Source organism: Variovorax sp. PAMC 28711 (assembly GCF_001577265.1).
GTDB lineage: Bacteria > Pseudomonadota > Gammaproteobacteria > Burkholderiales > Burkholderiaceae_C > Variovorax.
On sequence record NZ_CP014517.1, the window covers coordinates 22,182 to 39,595 of the forward strand.

The following is a 17,414-nucleotide window of genomic DNA, read 5'->3' on the forward strand; positions in this document are numbered from 1 at the left end:
CATGGCCAGCGACCTCATCAAACATATCTCCGATGCATCCTTTGAAGCCGACGTGCTCAAGTCCGGCAAACCGGTGCTCGTCGACTACTGGGCAGAGTGGTGCGGTCCGTGCAAGATGATTGCGCCGATCCTCGACGAAGTGTCGAACACCTACGAAGGCAAGCTGCAAATCGCCAAGATGAATGTCGACGAGAACCGCGACATCCCCGCCAAGTTCGGCATCCGTGGCATCCCCACGCTGATGCTGTTCAAGGATGGCCAGCTGGCGGCAACGAAGGTCGGCGCCATGAGCAAGGCACAACTGACGGCGTTCATCGACCAACAACTGGCCTGATTTCCAGACGGGTGGCGCGCAAGGCGCTGCCCGTCCGATTTGCTGCATAATCTGCAGCAGACCACCGGCCCGCTCCCAAGCGCCCAGTGCTCGATGTGAATTCCCCCCGGTTTGTGCGGCAGCTCTCGCCCCACGTCAAACCTCCCCCGTTTCCAGTCCGATTACCCCACCAGGGGTCATTCCATGCACTTAAACGAACTCAAGGCACTGCACGTGTCTGAAGTCCTCAAGCAGGCCGAAGCCCTTGAGATTGAAAACGTCGGCCGCATGCGCAAGCAGGAGCTGATGTTCGCCATCATCAAGAAGCGCGCGAAAGCGGGCGAACAGGTGTTTGCGGACGGCGTGCTCGAAATCCTGCCCGACGGCTTCGGTTTCCTGCGCAGCCCCGACACCAGCTTCACCGCCAGCACCGACGACATCTACATCTCGCCGAGCCAGGTGCGTCGCTTCAACCTGCACACCGGCGACATGGTCGAAGGCGAAGTGCGCACGCCCAAAGACGGCGAACGCTATTTCGCGCTGACCAAGCTCGACAAGGTCAACGACGGGCTGCCCGAGAGCAACAAGCACAAGGTGATGTTCGAGAACCTGACGCCACTGTTCCCCAAGGAACAGATGAAGCTGGAACGCGACGGCGTCAAGAGCGAAGAGAACATCACCGGCCGTGTCATCGACATCATCGCGCCGATCGGCAAGGGCCAGCGCGCCCTGCTGGTGGCACCGCCCAAGAGCGGCAAGACGGTGATGATGCAGCACATCGCGCACGCCATCGCGGCCAACTACCCCGATGTCCACATGATGGTGCTGCTCGTTGACGAGCGCCCTGAAGAAGTGACCGAAATGCAGCGCACCGTGAAGGGCGAAGTCATCGCTTCGACCTTCGACGAGCCTGCAGCCCGCCACGTGCACGTCGCCGAAATGGTGATCGAGCGCGCCAAGCGCCTGGTCGAGCTCAAGAAGGACGTCGTGATCCTGCTCGACTCGATCACCCGCCTCGCCCGCGCCTACAACAACGTGGTGCCCTCGTCGGGCAAGGTGCTGACCGGTGGCGTTGACTCCAACGCGCTGCAGCGCCCCAAGCGCTTCCTCGGTGCCGCGCGCAACGTGGAAGAAGGCGGTTCGCTGACGATCATCGGCACCGCGCTGATCGACACCGGCAGCCGCATGGACGAAGTGATCTTCGAAGAGTTCAAGGGCACCGGCAACTCCGAAATCCACCTGGACCGCCGCCTGTACGAAAAGCGCGTGTTCCCGTCGATCCAGCTCAACCGCAGCGGCACGCGCCGCGAAGAATTGCTGTTGGCGCCCGAGATCCTTCAGAAGACCCGCATCCTGCGTCAGCTCATGTACAACATGGACGAAGTCGAATCGATGGAGTTGATGCTCAAGAACATGAAGGCGACCAAGACCAACGTCGAGTTTTTCGACATGATGCGTCGCGGCGGCTGAGCGTTTCGAACGCTCGCTGCAAAAGCGCGTTGTCCGGAAGGACGACGCGCTTTTTTCATGGCGCGAGGGCACGTCCTTCGCGGGCACTGCGGGCGCCGAGGTCGAGCAGTTCCATGAGTGCGACCGCCTCTTCCGGCGTGACCGGATTCGGACCGACGCCATGGATCGCATCACGCACGGCGGCGTAGTACGCGGTGTAGTCGCCGCTGCGATTCGGCCACGTCTTGTTCTGGACCCAGTTGCCGGTCGCGGCCAGGGTGAGTTCGCCCTGCAGCGGATCGACGCCCCACGCGTCGCCGCCCGGACGCTGACCTGCGCGAAGCGCGTCTTCCTGCGGATCGACGCCCTGTTTCACATAGCTGCCGCGCGTGCCGTGAACGATGTAGCGCGGCGCGGCGTGCGCAGCGAGCGTGGTCGCGTGCAACACGACGCGCAGCGGCGCATGCGGCGCGCTTTCGTAGCGCAACACGGCATGAAAGTAGTCTTCGACGACGGCGTTGTCGCGCACCATGGCGCTGTCGAGCTGAATCGTGTCGGGCTTGCCGAACAACTGGACTGCCTGGTCAAGCAGATGCGCGCCGAGATCGACCCACAGGCCACCGCCCGGCACAGCCCGCTCGCGCCAGCGATCCCGCACTTCCGGTCGGAAGCGATCGAAATGCGATTCGAAATACACCGGGCGCCCGAGTTCGCCGCGCGCCAGCAGGTCGCGCAACGTCAGGAAGTCCGCGTCGAAGCGGCGGTTCTGGTAGACCGACAGAACCAGGCTGCGTGCGTGCGCCAGCGCCGCCAGTTCCTTCGCCTCGCCGGCGTCCAGGGTGAAAGGCTTGTCGACCACAACGTGCTTGCCGGCTTCCAGTGCCGCTTTCGCGACGGGGTGGTGCTGGGCGTTGGGCGTCGCCACGACGATCAAATCGAGATCGGGTCGCGCCACGAGGGCCGTTGTATCGGGCACCACCACGACGCCGGGCCAGTCCGCCAGCACGCTTTCGGGCCGGGAGCTGGCCACCGCGATCAGTTCGAGGCCCGGCACGGCCGCCAAGACCGGCGCATGAAAGGTCTGGCCGGCAAAACCGTAGCCGACGAGGCCGGCGCGCAAGGGAGGAAGCGTCATAAAGAGAGCAGTGGAGCTGAGCGGATCAGTATGCGATAATCGCAGGCTCCGCGAAAAGTGCCGCCCGGACGTTGTGCCCGGGCCCGTGGCTCTCGCATCGAACCGCGCACGCATTCAAGTGCGCAAAAGGAAACACCATGGCTAAAGAAGGCATCCACCCGAATTACCGCGAAGTCCTGTTCCAGGACATGTCGAACGGCTTCAAGTTCGTGACCCGTTCGTGCGCGAACACCAAGGAAATGGGCAAGACCGACGACGGCCGTGAACTGCCCTTGTTCAAGCTCGACACCACGAGCGAATCGCATCCGTTCTACACCGGCACCCAGAAGTCGGTCGACAACATGGGCGGTCGCGTCGAGAAGTTCCGCAACCGTTTCGGCAAGACCACCGGCACTGCGTCCGCGTAAGCTCGCCGCTTCCAGGTCAAGGGCAGCCCGGTTTACCGCGCTGCCCTTTTTCAATCTTGCCGCCCGCGAACCCCTCCCCTTGAACCAGCCGACGCCCGCCATCGTTGCCCAGGCCGCCGTGCGCCGGCTGCCGCGGATTGCGTTGCTGCTGCTGTGTGCGGCCTACCTGCTGCCCGGCCTCGTGGGTCGCGGCCCCTGGAAGAGCGCCGACATCGCGGCTTTCGGCTACATGGCCGAGCTGGCGAAAAGCGGCGGCGGCATCGCGCGCTGGTTCGACCCGCTGCTGCTCGGTCTCCGGCCCGAAACGCCTGCACTCGTCCCCTACTGGATCGGTGCGCTGGCCATCAAGATCGCGCCTTCGTGGATCAGCCCCGATCTGGCGGTCCGCATTGCGTTCGCGATGCTGCTGTGGGGCGCGTTCACCGCCACCTGGTACGCCGTCTATTACCTCGCTCGCACGCCGCGGGCCCAGCCTGTCGCTTTCGCCTTCGGCGGTGAGGCGCTGCCCAAAGACTATGCGCGGGCGATCGCCGATGGCGCACTGCTTGCGCTTATCGCGAGCTGGGGCCTCGCGCTCGCCGGCCACGAAACCACACCGGCGCTGGCGCAGCTGTTCTTTGTGTCGCACATGTTCTACGGCGTCGCGGCGATGCCGTTCCGGCGCATCGGGGCCATCGTGGCGCTGTTCATCGGCACGCTCGGAATGGCGCTCAGCGGCGGGCCGACGGTCGCACTGTTGCTGGGCGCCGGCGCCACGCTGCTGGTCGCTGCAGAACGCCGCCGGAGCATCACCGCGAGCGCAGACGACGGCCCGGGCTATTCGGCCGCAGCGGCGTGGACGGTGGCCTGCATCACGCTGCTCGCCGGTGCACTCGCGCTCAAGCTCGACCTCCTGCAGTGGCGCATCGCCCTGCCCGGCCATCACCTCGGCAGCTCGTTCGGCAGCGACGCGCGCAGCCTCGCCAAGCTGCTGATCTGGTTCACCTGGCCGACCTGGCCGCTCGCGCTCTGGACGCTCTGGCGCTGGCGCCGGCAGCTCATGGCCCGCCACGTGGCGCTGCCCTTCTGGTTCGCGCTGGTGCCGCTCGCCGCCACGCTGACCACCGAATTTTCAGAGCGCTCGTTGCTGCTCACCTTGCCCGCGATGGCGACGCTGGCAGCGTTCGCGTTGCCGACCTTCCGGCGCAGCGTGGCGGCTCTGATCGACTGGTTCACGCTGCTCTTCTTCACCGGCCTGGCGGTGATCGGCTGGGTTTACTGGATCGCGATGCAAACCGGCGTACCGGCCAAGCCGGCCGCCAGCGTCGCGCGGCTGGTGCCGGGCTTCGTGCCGGAGTTTTCGTTGCTCGCCCTGGTGCTCGCGCTGGCCGCGACCGTCGCCTGGTGCTGGCTGGTGCGCTGGCGCACCGGCCGACATCGCGCGGCACTCTGGAAAACGCTGGTGCTGCCCGCGGGCGGAACGGCACTTTGCTGGATGTTGCTGATGACGCTCTGGCTTCCGCCGGTCGACTATGCGCGCAGTTACGTCCCGCAGGTGCGCGCGGTAACCGAGCGCGTGGGCCAACCCGACTGCATCTCCGAGCTCGGCTTGAGCCGGCCGCACATCGCGGCCTTGCGCCACCACGGCAATTTCAACCTGCGCCCGCTCGCCGAGGGTCCGGCCTGCCGCTGGCTGTTGGCGAGCCCTGAATCGCTGGGCAGTCTGCACACCCTCGTCGACCTCAATCTGTGGCGTTTCGGCGGCACGCTGCGCCGGCCGACCAATGCCGGCGACGACCTGCTGCTCTATCAAAAAATGACGCCGTGAGCCTGTTCGCCAAGGGCAGCGAGCGCCGAATGATCGCCGGTCATGCCGGCACCGTCCTCGTCGGGCAACTGGCCGTCATGGCTTTCGGCGTGACCGACACCATCGTGGCGGGCCGCTACGACGAAGGCGCGCTGGCGGCGCTCTCGGTGGGTGCCGCCATCTTCATCAGCGTCTACGTGTCGCTCATGGGCGGCTTGCAGGCGCTGCTGCCGGTGTGGGCCGAGCTGCACGGCGCCGGTCGCGCGGACGAAGTCGGGCGATCGGTGCGGCAGTCGCTCTACCTCTGCGCGGTGGCCATGGTGCTGGGCATGGCGGTGCTCCTCGCTCCGGGGCCGCTGCTGCGCTGGACCGCCGTGCCGCCCGCCATGCAGGCCGATGTGACGGCCTACCTCCGGATCCTGGCGTTCGCGCTGCCCCCGGCACTGCTCTTTCGCGTATTCAGCACGCTCAACCAGAGCCTCGGGCGGCCGCGCCTCGTCACCTGGTTGCAACTCGGCTCGCTGGCGATCAAGGTGCCGCTTTCGATCTGGTTCACTTTCGGCGGCGCCGGCCTGCCTTCGATGGGACTCGTCGGCGTCGGCTGGGCAACGCTGGTCGTCAACTACGCCATGCTCGCCGTCGCGCTCTGGCTGCTGCGCCATGCCGCTTGCTACCGCGCGTACCGTTTCTGGCAACGCATCGAGCCACCCGATTGGGCGCAGATCCGCCAGTTCGCGCGCCTCGGGTTGCCGGGCGGACTGGCGGTGCTGGTCGAAGTCACGTCGTTCACGCTGATGGCGCTCTTCATCGCACGGCTCGGCAACGCCGCGGCGGCCGCGCACCAGATCGCCTCGAACCTCACCGCCGTCGCGTACATGGCGCCGCTGTCGCTCGGGCTGGCGACCAGCGCGCGCGTGAGCTATTGGCTCGGGGCGGGCGACGCTGCCCGGGCCCGTCGCGCCGGCCTCACTGGACTCGGCATGACGGTGCTCTGCGCGCTCGGGGTGGCCGGCGCGATGGTGGCCTTGCGCTGGCCGCTGGCGTCCGTCTATTCCGAGAACCCGGCCGTGGTGCGCACGGCGGCCGTGCTGCTGCTCGCGACGGCGGCCTATCACCTGGCCGACGCGGTGCAGACGCTGTGCGTGTTCGTGTTGCGCTGCTACCGCGTGACGGTCGGCCCGCTCGTCATCTACTGCGCATTGCTGTGGGGACTCGGCCTCGGCGGCAGCTACCTGCTGGCGTACCGCGGGATCGGCCCCTTCCCCGCGATGCAGTCGCCCCTTGCCTTCTGGATCATGAGCGCCGGCGCGCTGTGGCTCACGGCGCTGCTGTTCATCGGGCTGCTGTGGCGCGCCATGCGCGCGCGCCCCTCAGGCCTTCGCTAGCAAGCGGGCTTCACGCACCCGGCTGGCCGGGAACACGAGCGCAAAGCGCGACCCCTGACCCACCGTGCTGTCGATGCGCAACTCGGCGCCGTGCCGTTGCGCGATGTGCTTGACGATGGCAAGGCCCAGCCCAGTCCCGCCGGTCTCGCGCGACCGGCTGCGGTCCACGCGGTAGAAGCGCTCCGTCAACCGCGGGATGTGCTCGGCCGCGATGCCGGGCCCGCTGTCGCGCACCGCGTACTCGCCCCGGCCATCCTGCAGCACACGCCAGGTCACGACCACCACGCCACCGCCCGGCGTGTAGCGCACCGCGTTGCTCAACAGATTCGACATCGCGCTTTGCAGCTCGACCGGCGCGCCGGAGAGTTCCGAATCCGCATCGACCGTGAAACTCAACCGATGGCCCAGCGGCGTGAGCCGGCTCGACAGCCCTTTGGCTTCGTCTTCGCAATGCGCCAGCAGCGCCCGCACCCGCGTCCATTGCGACGCCGTCGGCGCCGCACTGCCTTCCAGCCGCGACAGCGTCAGCAGGTCGTTGACCAGCGTCTCCATGCGGGTCGACTGCTGCGCCATCAACGCGAGGTAGCGCGCGCGCTCTTCGGCATCGAGCGGCAGCGTCTGCAACGTTTCGACGAAGCCGGCGAGCACCGTCAGCGGCGTGCGAATTTCGTGCGACACGTTGGCCACAAAATCGCGGCGCATGGCTTCTGCCTGCTCGAGCGACGTGATGTCGCGCGTCAGCAGCATGCGGCGGTTGCCCGCGTACGGATGCACCTGCACCGACAAGCGGGTGGGATGGTTGCGCCGCGGCATCCCCTGTGCCGGGGCGTCGATCAGCACGTCACGACTGTAGTTCCACGAAGCGAGGTAAGTGATGAAAATCGGGTCGCGCACGAGGTTGGCCAGGTGCTGCAGGAGGTCGCGCTCGACATCGATGCCGAACTGCGCCGCAGCCGTCTGGTTGCACCACTCGATACGGCCCTGCGCGTCGAGCAACACCACGCCATTGGGGGACGCCTGGATCGCCGCGAGAAATTCCTGAAGGCGATCTTCGGCCTGTCGGGTCTGTTGTTCGCGGGTGCGCAGCAACTTGCGGATGCGTTCGGACAATTCGCCCCACACACCCGAACCCCGCGACGGCAGCGCCGCCGTGTCGTTGCGCAAGACATGCAGCAGGCGTTGCGCCCGCCAGGCGTCGAGCGCGAGCCAGGCCAGTGCACCCATCCATGCGCCCGGCCAGACGAGCTTGGGACCGAAAAGGCCCGCAGCGACGGCTGCGCAAGCGCAGGACGCTATCAAAAACGTAGCAATACGAAAGGGCATCCGCCTTTATGACACATTCATACCGTGGCTTGCGCGGTCAGCCGGTAGCCGGCTCCACGAACCGTTTCGACCATCGGCGCTGCGCCGCCGAGCGATTCGCGCAGGCGCTTCACATGCACGTCGACCGTGCGCTCCTCGATGTACACGTGGTCGCCCCACACCTTGTCGAGCAGTTGCGAGCGGCTGTGCACGCGCTCGGCGTTTTGCATCAGGTAGCCGAGCAACTTGAATTCCGTCGGGCCGACCTTGAGCGGATTGCCTTGCCAGGTCACGCGGTGCGTCGCGGTGTCGAGCACCAGTTCGCCGATTTCGAGCCGCTCGTCCGGGGCCTCGGGGGCGCGGCGGCGCAACACGGCACGGATGCGCGCCAGCATCTCCTGCGTGGAGAACGGCTTGGTGATGTAGTCGTCGGCACCGGCATCGAGCCCCGCCACCTTGTCGGGCTCGTCGCCGCGCGCCGTGAGCATGAGGATCGGGATCGCCTTGGTGCGCGGATCCTTGCGCCACTGGCGCGCCAGTTGCAGCCCGCTCTGGCCCGGCAGCATCCAGTCGAGCAGGATCAGGTCGGGCAGCAGCGTGTCGATCTCGCGCTGTGCCGATGCACCGTCTTCCGACCAGATCGGGTCGAACCCGTTGTGACGCAGGTTGACCGCGATCAGCTCGGCGATCGAGGATTCGTCTTCGACGATGAGTACGCGCGGTTTCTTCATTCGCTCGGTTATTGCAGTGCCGACTCGATTTCTTCCATCGAAGTGTGCCGCACATCGGCGCCCTTGACGATGTAGATGATGAACTCGGCGATGTTCTTGGCGTGGTCGCCGATACGCTCGATGGCCTTGGCCAGAAAGAGCAGGTCGAGGCTGGCGGAAATCGTGCGGGGGTCTTCCATCATGTAGGTGACCAGCTTGCGCACGAAGCCGTCAAACTCCTTGTCGATGAGGTCGTCTTCCTTCAGGATCGACAGCGCCGCGGCGGTGTCCAGCCGTGCGAAGGCGTCGAGCGCCTTGCGCAGCAGGCCCGACGCCAGGTCGGCGGCCACGCGGATTTCGGTCGACGGCAGCGTGCGCGACGAACCGCTCTCGATGATCGACTTGACCATGCGCGCGATCTTGTTGGCCTCGTCGCCCACGCGCTCCAGGTTGGCCGTCGTCTTGCTGATCGCGATGAGCAGGCGCAGATCGCGTGCGGTCGGCTGGCGGCGCGCGATGATCGACGACAACTCGCGGTCGATCTCGATCTCCATCGCGTTGACGTGATTTTCGGCCTCCATCACGCGCTCGGCGGCTTCCACGTCGAACTGGGCCAGCGCGTAGACCGCCTGGTGGATCTGCGCCTCGACCATGCCGCCGAGTTCCATCACGCGCGACGAGACGCCGTTGAGTTCGCTGTCGAACTGGCTGGACAAATGTTTTTCGGTCATCTTGTTGTCTCCACGTTCAGCCGAAACGGCCGGTGATGTAGTCCTCGGTCTCTTTGCGCTGCGGCTTGAAGAACATCTGTTCCGTCGAACCGAATTCGATCAGGTCGCCCAGGTACATGTAAGCGGTGTAGTCGCTGCAGCGCGCGCGCGTGCTGCATGTTGTGCGTCACGATGACCACGGTGTATTCGCTCTTGAGTTCGGCGATGAGCTCTTCGATCTTCGCGGTCGAGATCGGGTCGAGCGCCGAGCACGGCTCGTCGAGCAGCAGGATTTCAGGCTTGATCGCGATGCCGCGTGCAATGCACAGGCGCTGCTGCTGGCCGCCGGAAAGGCCGGAGCCGCTCTGCTGCAACTTGTCGCGCACTTCGGTCCAGAGCGCCGCCTTCTTGAGCGCCCACTCGACACGGTCGTCCATGTCGCTGGCGCTCAGGCTTTCGAACAGCTTCACGCCGAACGCCACGTTGTCGTAGATCGACATCGGGAACGGCGTCGGCTTCTGGAACACCATGCCGACCTTCGCGCGGATCAGCGCCACGTCCTGCTTGCTGGTGAGCAGGTTCTCGCCGTCGACGTCAATCACGCCTTCGGCGCGCTGCTCCGGGTAGAGCTCGAACATGCGGTTGAAGGTGCGCAGCAAGGTCGACTTGCCGCAGCCCGACGGGCCGATGAAAGCGGTGACCTTGTTCTCGGGAATCTCGAGGTTGATGCCCTTCAGGGCGTGGAACTTGCCGTAGTAGAAGTTCAGATCCTTGACCGAGATCTTCGAGCGGGCGGGTTGTGCGAGGACAGCAGACATGTTGACTTTCAGAGCTTGTTGCGAGTCAATACCCGCGCGAGGATGTTGAGGCCCAGCACCGCAACGGTGATGAGGAACACGCCGGCCCAGGCCAGCTGTTGCCAGTTCTCGTAAGGGCTCATGGCGAACTTGAAGATGGTCACCGGCAGGCTGGCCATCGGTTGCGACATGTCGGCCGTCCAGAACTGGTTGTTGAGTGCGGTGAAGAGCAGCGGTGCGGTTTCGCCGGCGATGCGCGCGACGGCCAGCAGCACGCCCGTGACCACACCGGCGCGGGCCGCCACCATCGTCACGCTCATGATGACTTTCCACTTCGGCGTGCCGAGCGCATAGGCCGCCTCGCGCAGGCCGGGCGGCACCAGCTGCAGCATGTTCTCGGTGGTGCGGATCACCACCGGAATCACGATCAGCGCCAATGCGATCGCACCCGCCAGCCCCGAGAAGCTCTTGAAGTACGCGACCACCACGGCATAGACGAACAGGCCGATCACGATGGACGGCGCGGACAACAGGATGTCGTTGACGAAGCGCGTCACGCTCGAGAGCATGCCCTTGGGGTTGTACTCGGCCAGGTAGATGCCGGCCATGATGCCGATCGGCGTGCCGACGAAGGCCGCCATGCCGACCATCATGAGCGAACCGAAAATCGCGTTGGCGATGCCGCCCGCCTCGTTCGGCGGCGGCGTCATTTCGGTGAAGGTGGCGATCGCCAGCCCGCCGATGCCCTGGCGCAGCGTTTCCCACAAAATCCACACCAGCCAGAACACACCGAACGCCATCGCGGCGAGCGACAGCGCCAGGGCCAGCTGGTTGATGCGCTTGCGCGTCGCGAAACGCGCCGCACGCGTTTCGTTGAGCGTTTGGACCGCGAGCAATTTTTCAGCGGTGGTCACGAGGCTTTCCCTTCGCTTTTCTTCATCTGTGCGAGCAGCATCTTGGAGAGCGTGAGCACGACGAAAGTGATGAAGAACAGCACGAGGCCCAGATACATCAGCGCGGCCTGGTGCAGGCCGGCGCCGGCTTCGGCGAATTCGTTGGCGAGCACCGAGGTGATGCTGCTCGCGGCTTCGAACACCGACAGCGAGTTGAGCTGGTTGGCATTGCCGATCACGAACGTGACCGCCATCGTTTCGCCAAGCGCACGACCCAGGCCGAGCATGATCCCGCCCACGACGCCGGCCTTGGTGTACGGCAGCACCACCTTGGAAACGACTTCCCAGGTGGTCGAACCGAGACCGTAGGCCGATTCCTTGAGCAACGCGGGCGTCACTTCGAACACGTCGCGCATCACCGAGGCGATGAACGGAATGATCATGATCGCCAGGATGATGCCGGCGGACAGGATGCCGATACCGACGGGCGGCCCGGACACCAGCGCGCCGAGGTACGGCACGCCTTCAAAGAGCTTCTGCAGCGGCTGCTGCACGTAAGTGCTCAGGATCGGGCCGAACACCAGCAAGCCCCACATGCCATAGACGATCGACGGCACGGCCGCGAGCAGCTCGATCGCGGTGCCGAGCGGGCGCTTGAGCCACGACGGCGAGAGTTCGGTCAGGAACAGCGCGATGCCGAAGCTCACCGGCACGGCGATGACCAGTGCGATGAACGAGGTCGCCAGCGTGCCGTAGATCATCACGAGGCCGCCGTACTCCTCCTTCACCGGGTCCCAAGTCGTGCTGGTCAGGAAACCGAGGCCGTACTTGGAGATGGCGGGCCAGGCGCCGACGAAGAGCGACAGCAGGATGCCGAACAGCAGCAGCATCGTGAGGAGCGCGGCGCCCATCGCGGCCATGCCGAACAACCTGTCGGTGAGCGCACCGGTGCGCGGTCGTTTGGCCGGCGTCGGGCTGGAAGGCGTGGCACGCCCGGCCGCGAGGTCGAGCGTGGTGGCGTTGGCGGGAAATGTGGATGACAAGGGTCGCTCCGAAGGTGACGAAGGCGGCGCGGCATCGAACGGGGAAGAACTCATGTGCGCGCCGGACCCGATTTACTTGGCAGCCGCAGGTGCGACGGTCTTGCCCGAGGTGTCTTTGATGTCGCCCCATGCCTTGGCGATGGCCGTCTTCACGGTGTCGGGCATCGGCACGTAGTCGAGGTCGTCGGCCGTCTTGTCGCCGCTCTTGTAGGCCCAGTCGAAGAACTTCAGCACGCTGGTCGCGTTCGCGGGCTTGTCCTGCACCTTGTGCATCAGGATGAAGGTCGCACCGGTGATCGGCCAAGCGTCCTTGCCGGCCTGGTTGGTCAGCACCTGGTAGAAGCTCTTGTTCCAGTCGGCATTGGCTGCGGCAGCCTTGAACGCGTTGTCGTCGGGCGACACGATGGTGCCGGCCGCGTTTTGCATCTGCGCGTAGGTCATCTTGTTCTGCTTGACGTAGGCGTATTCGACGTAGCCGATCGAGTTCGGCAGTTGCTTCACGAAAGCGGCGACGCCTTCGTTGCCCTTACCGCCGGTGCCCACCGGCCAATTGACGGCCGTGCCTTCACCGACCTTCGACTTCCACTCGGCGTTGACCTTCGAGAGGTAGTTCGTGAACAGGAAGCTGGTGCCGGAACCGTCGGCGCGGCGCACCGGTGCGATGGTGGCGTCCGGCAATGCGAGGGAACCGTTCAGCGCCTTGATGGCCGGATCGTTCCACTTGGTGATCTTGCCCAGGTAGATGTCGCCGAGCACCGGGCCGCTGAGCTTCAGGTCGCCCGGCTTGATGCCAACGATGTTGACCACGGGAATCACGCCACCGATCACGGTGGGGAACTGCATCAGGCCCTTGGCCGCGAGTTCTTCGTCTTTCAGCGGGGCGTCCGACGCGCCGAAGTCGACCGTCTTGGCTTCGATCTGCTTCAGGCCGGCGCCCGAACCGACCGACTGGTAGTTCACCTGGGTGCCGGTGGCCTTGTTGAAATCGCCGGCCCACTTGGCGTACAGCGGTGCAGGAAAGCTGGCGCCGGCGCCGGTCACGTTCTGGGCAAATGCAAAGGTCGGGACGAATGCGGCGGCGACGAGGCCGGCGGCTGCAAATTTGAATGTCGTTTTCATAAGGCTTCCTTTTGAAGTTCAGCAACAACCCGTTTCGGGCTTGCGGCGACTCTAAAAACCCTGTGTGACAGTGCCGTGACAACCGGGTGACGTCACGGTGACGTCATGCGGCGCGCTTACCATCGAGCCACATGCAAAACGGAACCCGCCTCGCCGCTCTCGATCTCGGCTCCAACAGCTTCCGCCTCGAAATCGGGCAGCTGGACCACGGACAGATCCACCGAACCGAATACCTCAAGGAGACCGTGCGCCAGGGCAACGGCCTCGACAGCCAGCGCAACCTCACGCCCGAGGCCATGCAGCGCGGCTGGGACGCCCTCGCCCGCTTCGGCGAGCGGCTGGCCGGCTTCAAGCGATCGCAGGTGCGCGCCGTCGCCACGCAAACGCTGCGCGAAGCCCGTAACCGCGACGAATTCCTGTTGCGCGCCCGCACCATCCTCGGCTTCGGCATCGACGTGATTCCGGGGCGCGAGGAAGCCCGCCTCATCTACCAGGGCGTCGCACACATGCTGCCGCAGACCGATGCTTCCGACCGCGAACGCCGCCTGGTGATCGACGTCGGCGGCCGGTCGACCGAAATGATCCTCGGCCGCGCGCTCGAAGCGCAGGTGATGGAGTCGTACCGGGTCGGCAGCGTGGCGTGGTCGATGAAGCATTTTCCCGACGGCGCGTTCACCATTGAGGCGTTCCGCACCGCGGAGATCGCCGCCAAGGCCGTGCTGGACGACGCGCTCGCCAGCTACACGCGCGACATGTGGGACGTCGCATACGGCGCCTCCGGCACCATCGGCGCGGTCGGCGACGTGCTGGCGGCGTCCGGCGCGACGCCGGGTCTCGTCACACGCAAGGGCCTCGACTGGTTGCTCGAGCGCCTGCTCAAGGCCGGGAGCGCCGACAAGCTGCGCATCGAAGGCATGCGCGACGACCGCAAGGCGGTGATTGGCGGCGGCGTCAGCGTGCTACGGGCGGTGTTCGACCTGCTCGGCATCGACGAAATGCGCGTCGCCCAGGGGGCGCTGCGCCATGGCGTTCTCTACGAGTTGCTGGAACGAGACGAAGGCGTGGCCGATCTGCGCACCGCCACGGTCGCGCGCCTCGCGAGCCGCTTCGCGGTGGACGGCGCGCAGGCCCGTCGGGTCGGCGAAACGGCGGCGGCGCTGTTCGTGCAGCTCGACCCGGCCGCCCGCTCGGCCAACCCGGTGGGCAGCACCACCAGCCGCGCCGGCCGCGCGCTGCGCAAGCTCGGGTGGGCCGCGCAGTTGCACGAACTCGGCACGCAGGTGTCGCACAGCGACTATCACAAGCATGGCGCCTACATCCTCGACCACTGCGATGCACCGGGCTTCGCCATCAACGAAATGCATGCGCTCAGCCTGCTGGTGCTCGGCCAGCGCGGCAAACTGCGCAAGCTCGAGAACGCACTCGACGACGAGACCTTCGTGATGCAGCTGCTGTCGCTGCGGCTCGCGGTGATCCTCTGCCATGCGCGACGCGATCCGCAGCCCGGCGCGCTGGGTCTGGTGGCCGCCGGCCCCCGCGCTTTCGACGTGGCCTGCCAGGAGGGGTGGTCCGACGCCTATCCGCAGTCGGCGCACCTGCTGCGCGAAGAGGTGCTGGCGTGGCAAAAGACCGGCTGCCGGGTCAGCCTGACCGGCTGCTGAGACGCTAGAGGAATTCCGGCGACTGCACCGTCACCACGACGGTCTGCACGTCGCCGTCCCGCTCGCGCGTGCGAATCCACCACACCGCGCCTTGCGCACCGGGCAGCTGTCCTGCTGCAAGCCGAGCAACCGCGCGATCGCCTGGCCCAGCGAAGGCTGGTGGCCCACCATCAACACCACCGACTTGCCGTTGGGCCAGGCCGCCGCTTCGAGCAGGATGTCGGCCGTCGTGTCCGGTGCCAGTTCTTCGCGCAGCTTGTATTTGCGGCCCAGCGCCAGCACGGTTTGCTCGCAGCGCCGCGCCGGGCTGCTGACGATGCGCGTGCCTTCTGGCAGCTGGCGGTCGAGCCAGCCGGCCATGCGCTTGGCCTGCTTTTCGCCGCGCGAGGTGAGCGAACGGGCAAGGTCGTCGCAGCCGTCGGTCCAGTCATCGGCTTCGGCGTGGCGCCAAAAAATCAGGTCCATGGTCACTCTCGATATCGATTCGGGTCGGTGGGATCAGGCGCCGGCGGTGCGCAGCCCCGCTGCGCCATAGCGGTTCATGAGCGCGCTCTGTGCGCCATGGGCTTCGAGAACGGGCGACGCGCCGCCCTCCTCCGGATGGGTGTCGCCGAGCACGCGCACGTAAGCGCCATCGGCTCCCAGGTCCCAGGCGTCGCAGCCGTCGTGCAAATAGGCCACCAGGCACTCGTCGATCAGGCGCTGGCGCAGGTCGGGGTCGGTCACGGGCCAGGCGAGTTCGATGCGTCGCATCATGTTGCGGTTCATCCAGTCGGCGCTCGACAAATACAGCGACTCGTCGTCGCCCTGCCGGAAATAGAAAACGCGCGAGTGCTCCAGAAAGCGCCCGATGACGGAGCGCACGCGGATGTTGTCGGTGATGCCCGGCACCTGAGCAGGCAAGGTGCAGGCGCCACGCACGATCAGGTCGATCTTCACGCCGCACTGGCCAGCCCGCACGAGCGCGGCAATCAGGCCTTCGTCGGTCAGCGCGTTCATCTTGGCGACGATGCGGGTCGACGAGCCCTGGCGCGCCGCCTGCGCCAGCGCATCGATCTGCGCCACGATGTTCTTGTGCAGGTCGAAGGGCGCCAGCCACATGCGGTTCAGCTTGGGCAGCTTGCTCTGGCTCGCGAGATGCACGAAGACGGCTTCCATGTCGGCCGTCAAAAGAGGATCAGCGGTGAGGTGGCTGATGTCGGTGTAGAGCCGCGCCGTCTGCGGGTTGTAGTTGCCCGTCGACAGGTGGCCGTAGCGCTGCATCTTCTTGCCCTCGCGGCGCGTCACCAGCAGCATCTTGGCGTGCGTCTTGAGGCCGACCACGCCATACACCACCTGCGCACCGATCGACTCCAGCATCTCGGCCCAATTGATGTTGGCCTCTTCGTCGAAACGCGCCTTGAGCTCGACCACCACCGTCACCTCCTTGCCGCGACGCACCGCCTCGCGCAACAGGTCCATGAGTTCGGAGTTGGGGCCGGTGCGGTAGATGGTTTGCTTGATCGCGAGCACCTGCGGGTCTTGCACCGCTTCGCGCAGGAACGCGAGCACGCCGTCGAAGCTCTCGAACGGCTGGTGGATCAGCACGTCGCCGCGCTGCAGCCGACTGAAAAACGACTGCGCACGCGACAGCGTGACCGGGTACGACGCACGATAAGGCGCATAGCGCAGGCCGGGCTCGTCCAGCAGATCGATCAGCTGCGTGAGGCGCGCGAGGTTCACCGGACCGTGCACGCGATAGAGCGATTCGGGCGGCAGGTCGAACTGCTTGAGCAGAAAGCTGGAGAGCGATTCGGCGCAACTCGCCGACACCTCGAGGCGCACCGCCTGCCCGAAATGACGGTGTTGCAGGCCCTGTCGCAGCGCCGTGCGCAGGTTGATCACGTCTTCCTCGTCGACCGCCAGGTCGGAGTGTCGGGTGACGCGGAACTGCGAAAAATCGCCCACTTCGCGCCCGGCGAACATGCTCGACAGGTGCGCCCGCACGATGCTCGACAGCGCCACGAACAGCGTCGCGCCGTCCGACACCCTGGCCGGCATGCGGATGAGGCGCGGCAGCACGCGCGGCACCTTCACGATCTGGATCGGGTTCTCCCGACCGAACGCGTCCTTGCCGCCGAGCTGCACGATGAAATTGAGCGACTTGTTCGCGACCTGCGGGAACGGGTGCGCCGGATCGAGACCGACCGGGATCAGCAGCGGCCGGACCTCGCGCTCGAAATATTCCTGCACCCACTTGCGCTGCACCGGGTTGCGCTCCCCGTGCGAAATGATGCGGATGCCGTGCTTCGCAAAGGCCGGCATCAGCTCGTTGTTGTAGAGCGCGTACTGCTTGCCGACCAGCGTGTGCGCCGCGGTGGCGAGCGCCTCGAAGGACTCGACCGAGTAAACGCCCTTGGTGTCGCTCGCGTCGTTGGCGATCAGGTGGGGCGCGGCGCGCACCTCGAAGAATTCGTCGAGGTTGCTCGACACGATGCACAGGTAGCGCAGCCGCTCGATCAGCGGCACATCGGCGCGCATCGCCCAGTCGAGCACGCGCTCGTTGAAGGCGAGGATCGCGTGATCGCGGTCGAGCAGAACGAGGGGCGCAGGGGGCGAAGCCGTCGCGGGCGCAGCGACGGCCTTCTTTTCGGCGTTGGTGGGCGGCATGACCACCGATTCTGGGACAAACGACATGCAGGAACTTGCAAATGGCTGAGTGTCG

14 protein-coding genes and 2 pseudogenes are annotated in these 17,414 nt (G+C 66.0%); 6 read left to right on the plus strand and 10 right to left on the minus strand.

The window, feature by feature from the left end:
• The first annotated feature begins 1 nt into the window (after nt 1).
• Together trxA and rho are read left to right on the plus strand one after the other, a co-directional pair.
• Nucleotides 2–334 (plus strand): thioredoxin TrxA, encoded by a 333-nt coding sequence (trxA, locus tag AX767_RS00115; protein ID WP_068627815.1) that lies wholly within the window; start codon nt 2–4, stop codon nt 332–334.
• A gap of 183 nt (nt 335–517) precedes the next feature.
• Nucleotides 518–1,783 carry a transcription termination factor Rho gene (gene rho / locus AX767_RS00120; protein ID WP_068627816.1) on the plus strand — a complete coding sequence of 422 codons (1,266 nt, stop codon included), beginning with the start codon at nt 518–520 and terminating at the stop codon, nt 1,781–1,783.
• Between the two features lie 55 nt (nt 1,784–1,838).
• On the opposite strand, the gene AX767_RS00125 is transcribed toward rho, so the two are convergent.
• Nucleotides 1,839–2,897, minus strand: coding sequence for an oxidoreductase (locus tag AX767_RS00125; RefSeq protein WP_068627817.1), 1,059 nt, complete (start codon nt 2,895–2,897; stop codon nt 1,839–1,841).
• A gap of 137 nt (nt 2,898–3,034) precedes the next feature.
• Here AX767_RS00125 and AX767_RS00130 point away from each other — a divergent pair, with 137 nt between their 5' ends.
• The 3 genes from AX767_RS00130 to AX767_RS00140 all read left to right on the plus strand — a co-directional run bounded on the left by AX767_RS00130 (nt 3,035) and on the right by AX767_RS00140 (nt 6,475).
• Nucleotides 3,035–3,304, plus strand: coding sequence for a type B 50S ribosomal protein L31 (locus tag AX767_RS00130; protein WP_068627818.1), 270 nt, complete (start codon nt 3,035–3,037; stop codon nt 3,302–3,304).
• 79 nt (nt 3,305–3,383) lie between these two features.
• A complete protein-coding gene (locus tag AX767_RS00135) occupies nt 3,384–5,111 on the plus strand; it encodes a hypothetical protein (RefSeq protein WP_068627819.1) in 1,728 nt (575 codons plus the stop codon).
• A 29-nt stretch (nt 5,112–5,140) separates the two neighbouring features.
• Complete coding sequence (locus AX767_RS00140) at nt 5,141–6,475, plus strand: MATE family efflux transporter (RefSeq protein WP_082755104.1); 1,335 nt, start codon at nt 5,141–5,143, stop codon at nt 6,473–6,475.
• Here AX767_RS00140 and phoR read toward each other — a convergent pair.
• The 7 genes and pseudogenes from phoR to pstS form a co-directional block, all read right to left on the minus strand.
• Complete coding sequence (gene phoR / locus AX767_RS20800; RefSeq protein ID WP_082754689.1) at nt 6,461–7,798, minus strand: phosphate regulon sensor histidine kinase PhoR; 1,338 nt, start codon at nt 7,796–7,798, stop codon at nt 6,461–6,463. The genes AX767_RS00140 and phoR overlap by 15 nt on opposite strands.
• Nucleotides 7,799–7,815: 17 nt before the next feature.
• Nucleotides 7,816–8,508, minus strand: a complete 693-nt coding sequence (gene phoB, locus AX767_RS00150) for a phosphate regulon transcriptional regulator PhoB (protein ID WP_068627821.1) — start codon at nt 8,506–8,508, stop codon at nt 7,816–7,818.
• Between the two features lie 8 nt (nt 8,509–8,516).
• On the minus strand, nt 8,517–9,218 hold the full coding sequence (phoU, locus tag AX767_RS00155) for a phosphate signaling complex protein PhoU (protein ID WP_068627822.1): 702 nt from the start codon (nt 9,216–9,218) through the stop codon (nt 8,517–8,519).
• A 16-nt stretch (nt 9,219–9,234) separates the two neighbouring features.
• Nucleotides 9,235–10,015, minus strand: a pseudogene (pstB, locus tag AX767_RS00160) (phosphate ABC transporter ATP-binding protein PstB).
• Nucleotides 10,016–10,023: 8 nt separating this feature from the next.
• Nucleotides 10,024–10,908, minus strand: coding sequence for a phosphate ABC transporter permease PstA (gene pstA, locus AX767_RS00165; RefSeq protein ID WP_082754690.1), 885 nt, complete (start codon nt 10,906–10,908; stop codon nt 10,024–10,026).
• Nucleotides 10,905–11,984, minus strand: coding sequence for a phosphate ABC transporter permease subunit PstC (gene pstC / locus AX767_RS00170; protein WP_068627823.1), 1,080 nt, complete (start codon nt 11,982–11,984; stop codon nt 10,905–10,907). Before pstC ends, pstA begins: the two co-directional genes overlap by 4 nt.
• Before the next feature lie 18 nt (nt 11,985–12,002).
• Complete coding sequence (gene pstS, locus AX767_RS00175) at nt 12,003–13,049, minus strand: phosphate ABC transporter substrate-binding protein PstS (protein ID WP_068627824.1); 1,047 nt, start codon at nt 13,047–13,049, stop codon at nt 12,003–12,005.
• A 131-nt stretch (nt 13,050–13,180) separates the two neighbouring features.
• Here pstS and AX767_RS00180 point away from each other — a divergent pair, with 131 nt between their 5' ends.
• Nucleotides 13,181–14,710 (plus strand): Ppx/GppA phosphatase family protein, encoded by a 1,530-nt coding sequence (locus AX767_RS00180; protein WP_068627825.1) that lies wholly within the window; start codon nt 13,181–13,183, stop codon nt 14,708–14,710.
• 4 nt (nt 14,711–14,714) lie between these two features.
• Here the strand turns inward: AX767_RS00180 and AX767_RS00185 are convergent.
• Both AX767_RS00185 and ppk1 read right to left on the minus strand, forming a co-directional pair.
• Nucleotides 14,715–15,175: pseudogene (locus AX767_RS00185) on the minus strand (SixA phosphatase family protein).
• A gap of 33 nt (nt 15,176–15,208) precedes the next feature.
• The gene (gene ppk1 / locus AX767_RS00190) at nt 15,209–17,359 is read right to left on the minus strand and encodes a polyphosphate kinase 1 (protein ID WP_068633201.1); all 2,151 of its coding nucleotides are present in this window, start codon (nt 17,357–17,359) and stop codon (nt 15,209–15,211) included.
• Nucleotides 17,360–17,414: the final 55 nt, after the last annotated feature.

Excerpts from the sequence above, each read along its gene's own strand:
- phoB (WP_068627821.1), bottom strand. The coding sequence starts at position 8,508 with ATGAAGAAACCGCGCGTACTCATCGTCGAAGACGAATCCTCGATCGCC.
- phoU (WP_068627822.1), bottom strand. The coding sequence starts at position 9,218 with ATGACCGAAAAACATTTGTCCAGCCAGTTCGACAGCGAACTCAACGGC.
- ppk1 (WP_068633201.1), bottom strand. The coding sequence starts at position 17,359 with ATGCCGCCCACCAACGCCGAAAAGAAGGCCGTCGCTGCGCCCGCGACG.
- trxA (WP_068627815.1), top strand. The coding sequence starts at position 2 with ATGGCCAGCGACCTCATCAAACATATCTCCGATGCATCCTTTGAAGCC.
- AX767_RS00140 (WP_082755104.1), top strand. The coding sequence starts at position 5,141 with ATGATCGCCGGTCATGCCGGCACCGTCCTCGTCGGGCAACTGGCCGTC.
- pstS (WP_068627824.1), bottom strand. The coding sequence starts at position 13,049 with ATGAAAACGACATTCAAATTTGCAGCCGCCGGCCTCGTCGCCGCCGCA.
- AX767_RS00180 (WP_068627825.1), top strand. The coding sequence starts at position 13,181 with ATGCAAAACGGAACCCGCCTCGCCGCTCTCGATCTCGGCTCCAACAGC.
- AX767_RS00130 (WP_068627818.1), top strand. The coding sequence starts at position 3,035 with ATGGCTAAAGAAGGCATCCACCCGAATTACCGCGAAGTCCTGTTCCAG.
- rho (WP_068627816.1), top strand. The coding sequence starts at position 518 with ATGCACTTAAACGAACTCAAGGCACTGCACGTGTCTGAAGTCCTCAAG.
- pstC (WP_068627823.1), bottom strand. The coding sequence starts at position 11,984 with ATGAGTTCTTCCCCGTTCGATGCCGCGCCGCCTTCGTCACCTTCGGAG.
- AX767_RS00125 (WP_068627817.1), bottom strand. The coding sequence starts at position 2,897 with ATGACGCTTCCTCCCTTGCGCGCCGGCCTCGTCGGCTACGGTTTTGCC.
- phoR (WP_082754689.1), bottom strand. The coding sequence starts at position 7,798 with ATGCCCTTTCGTATTGCTACGTTTTTGATAGCGTCCTGCGCTTGCGCA.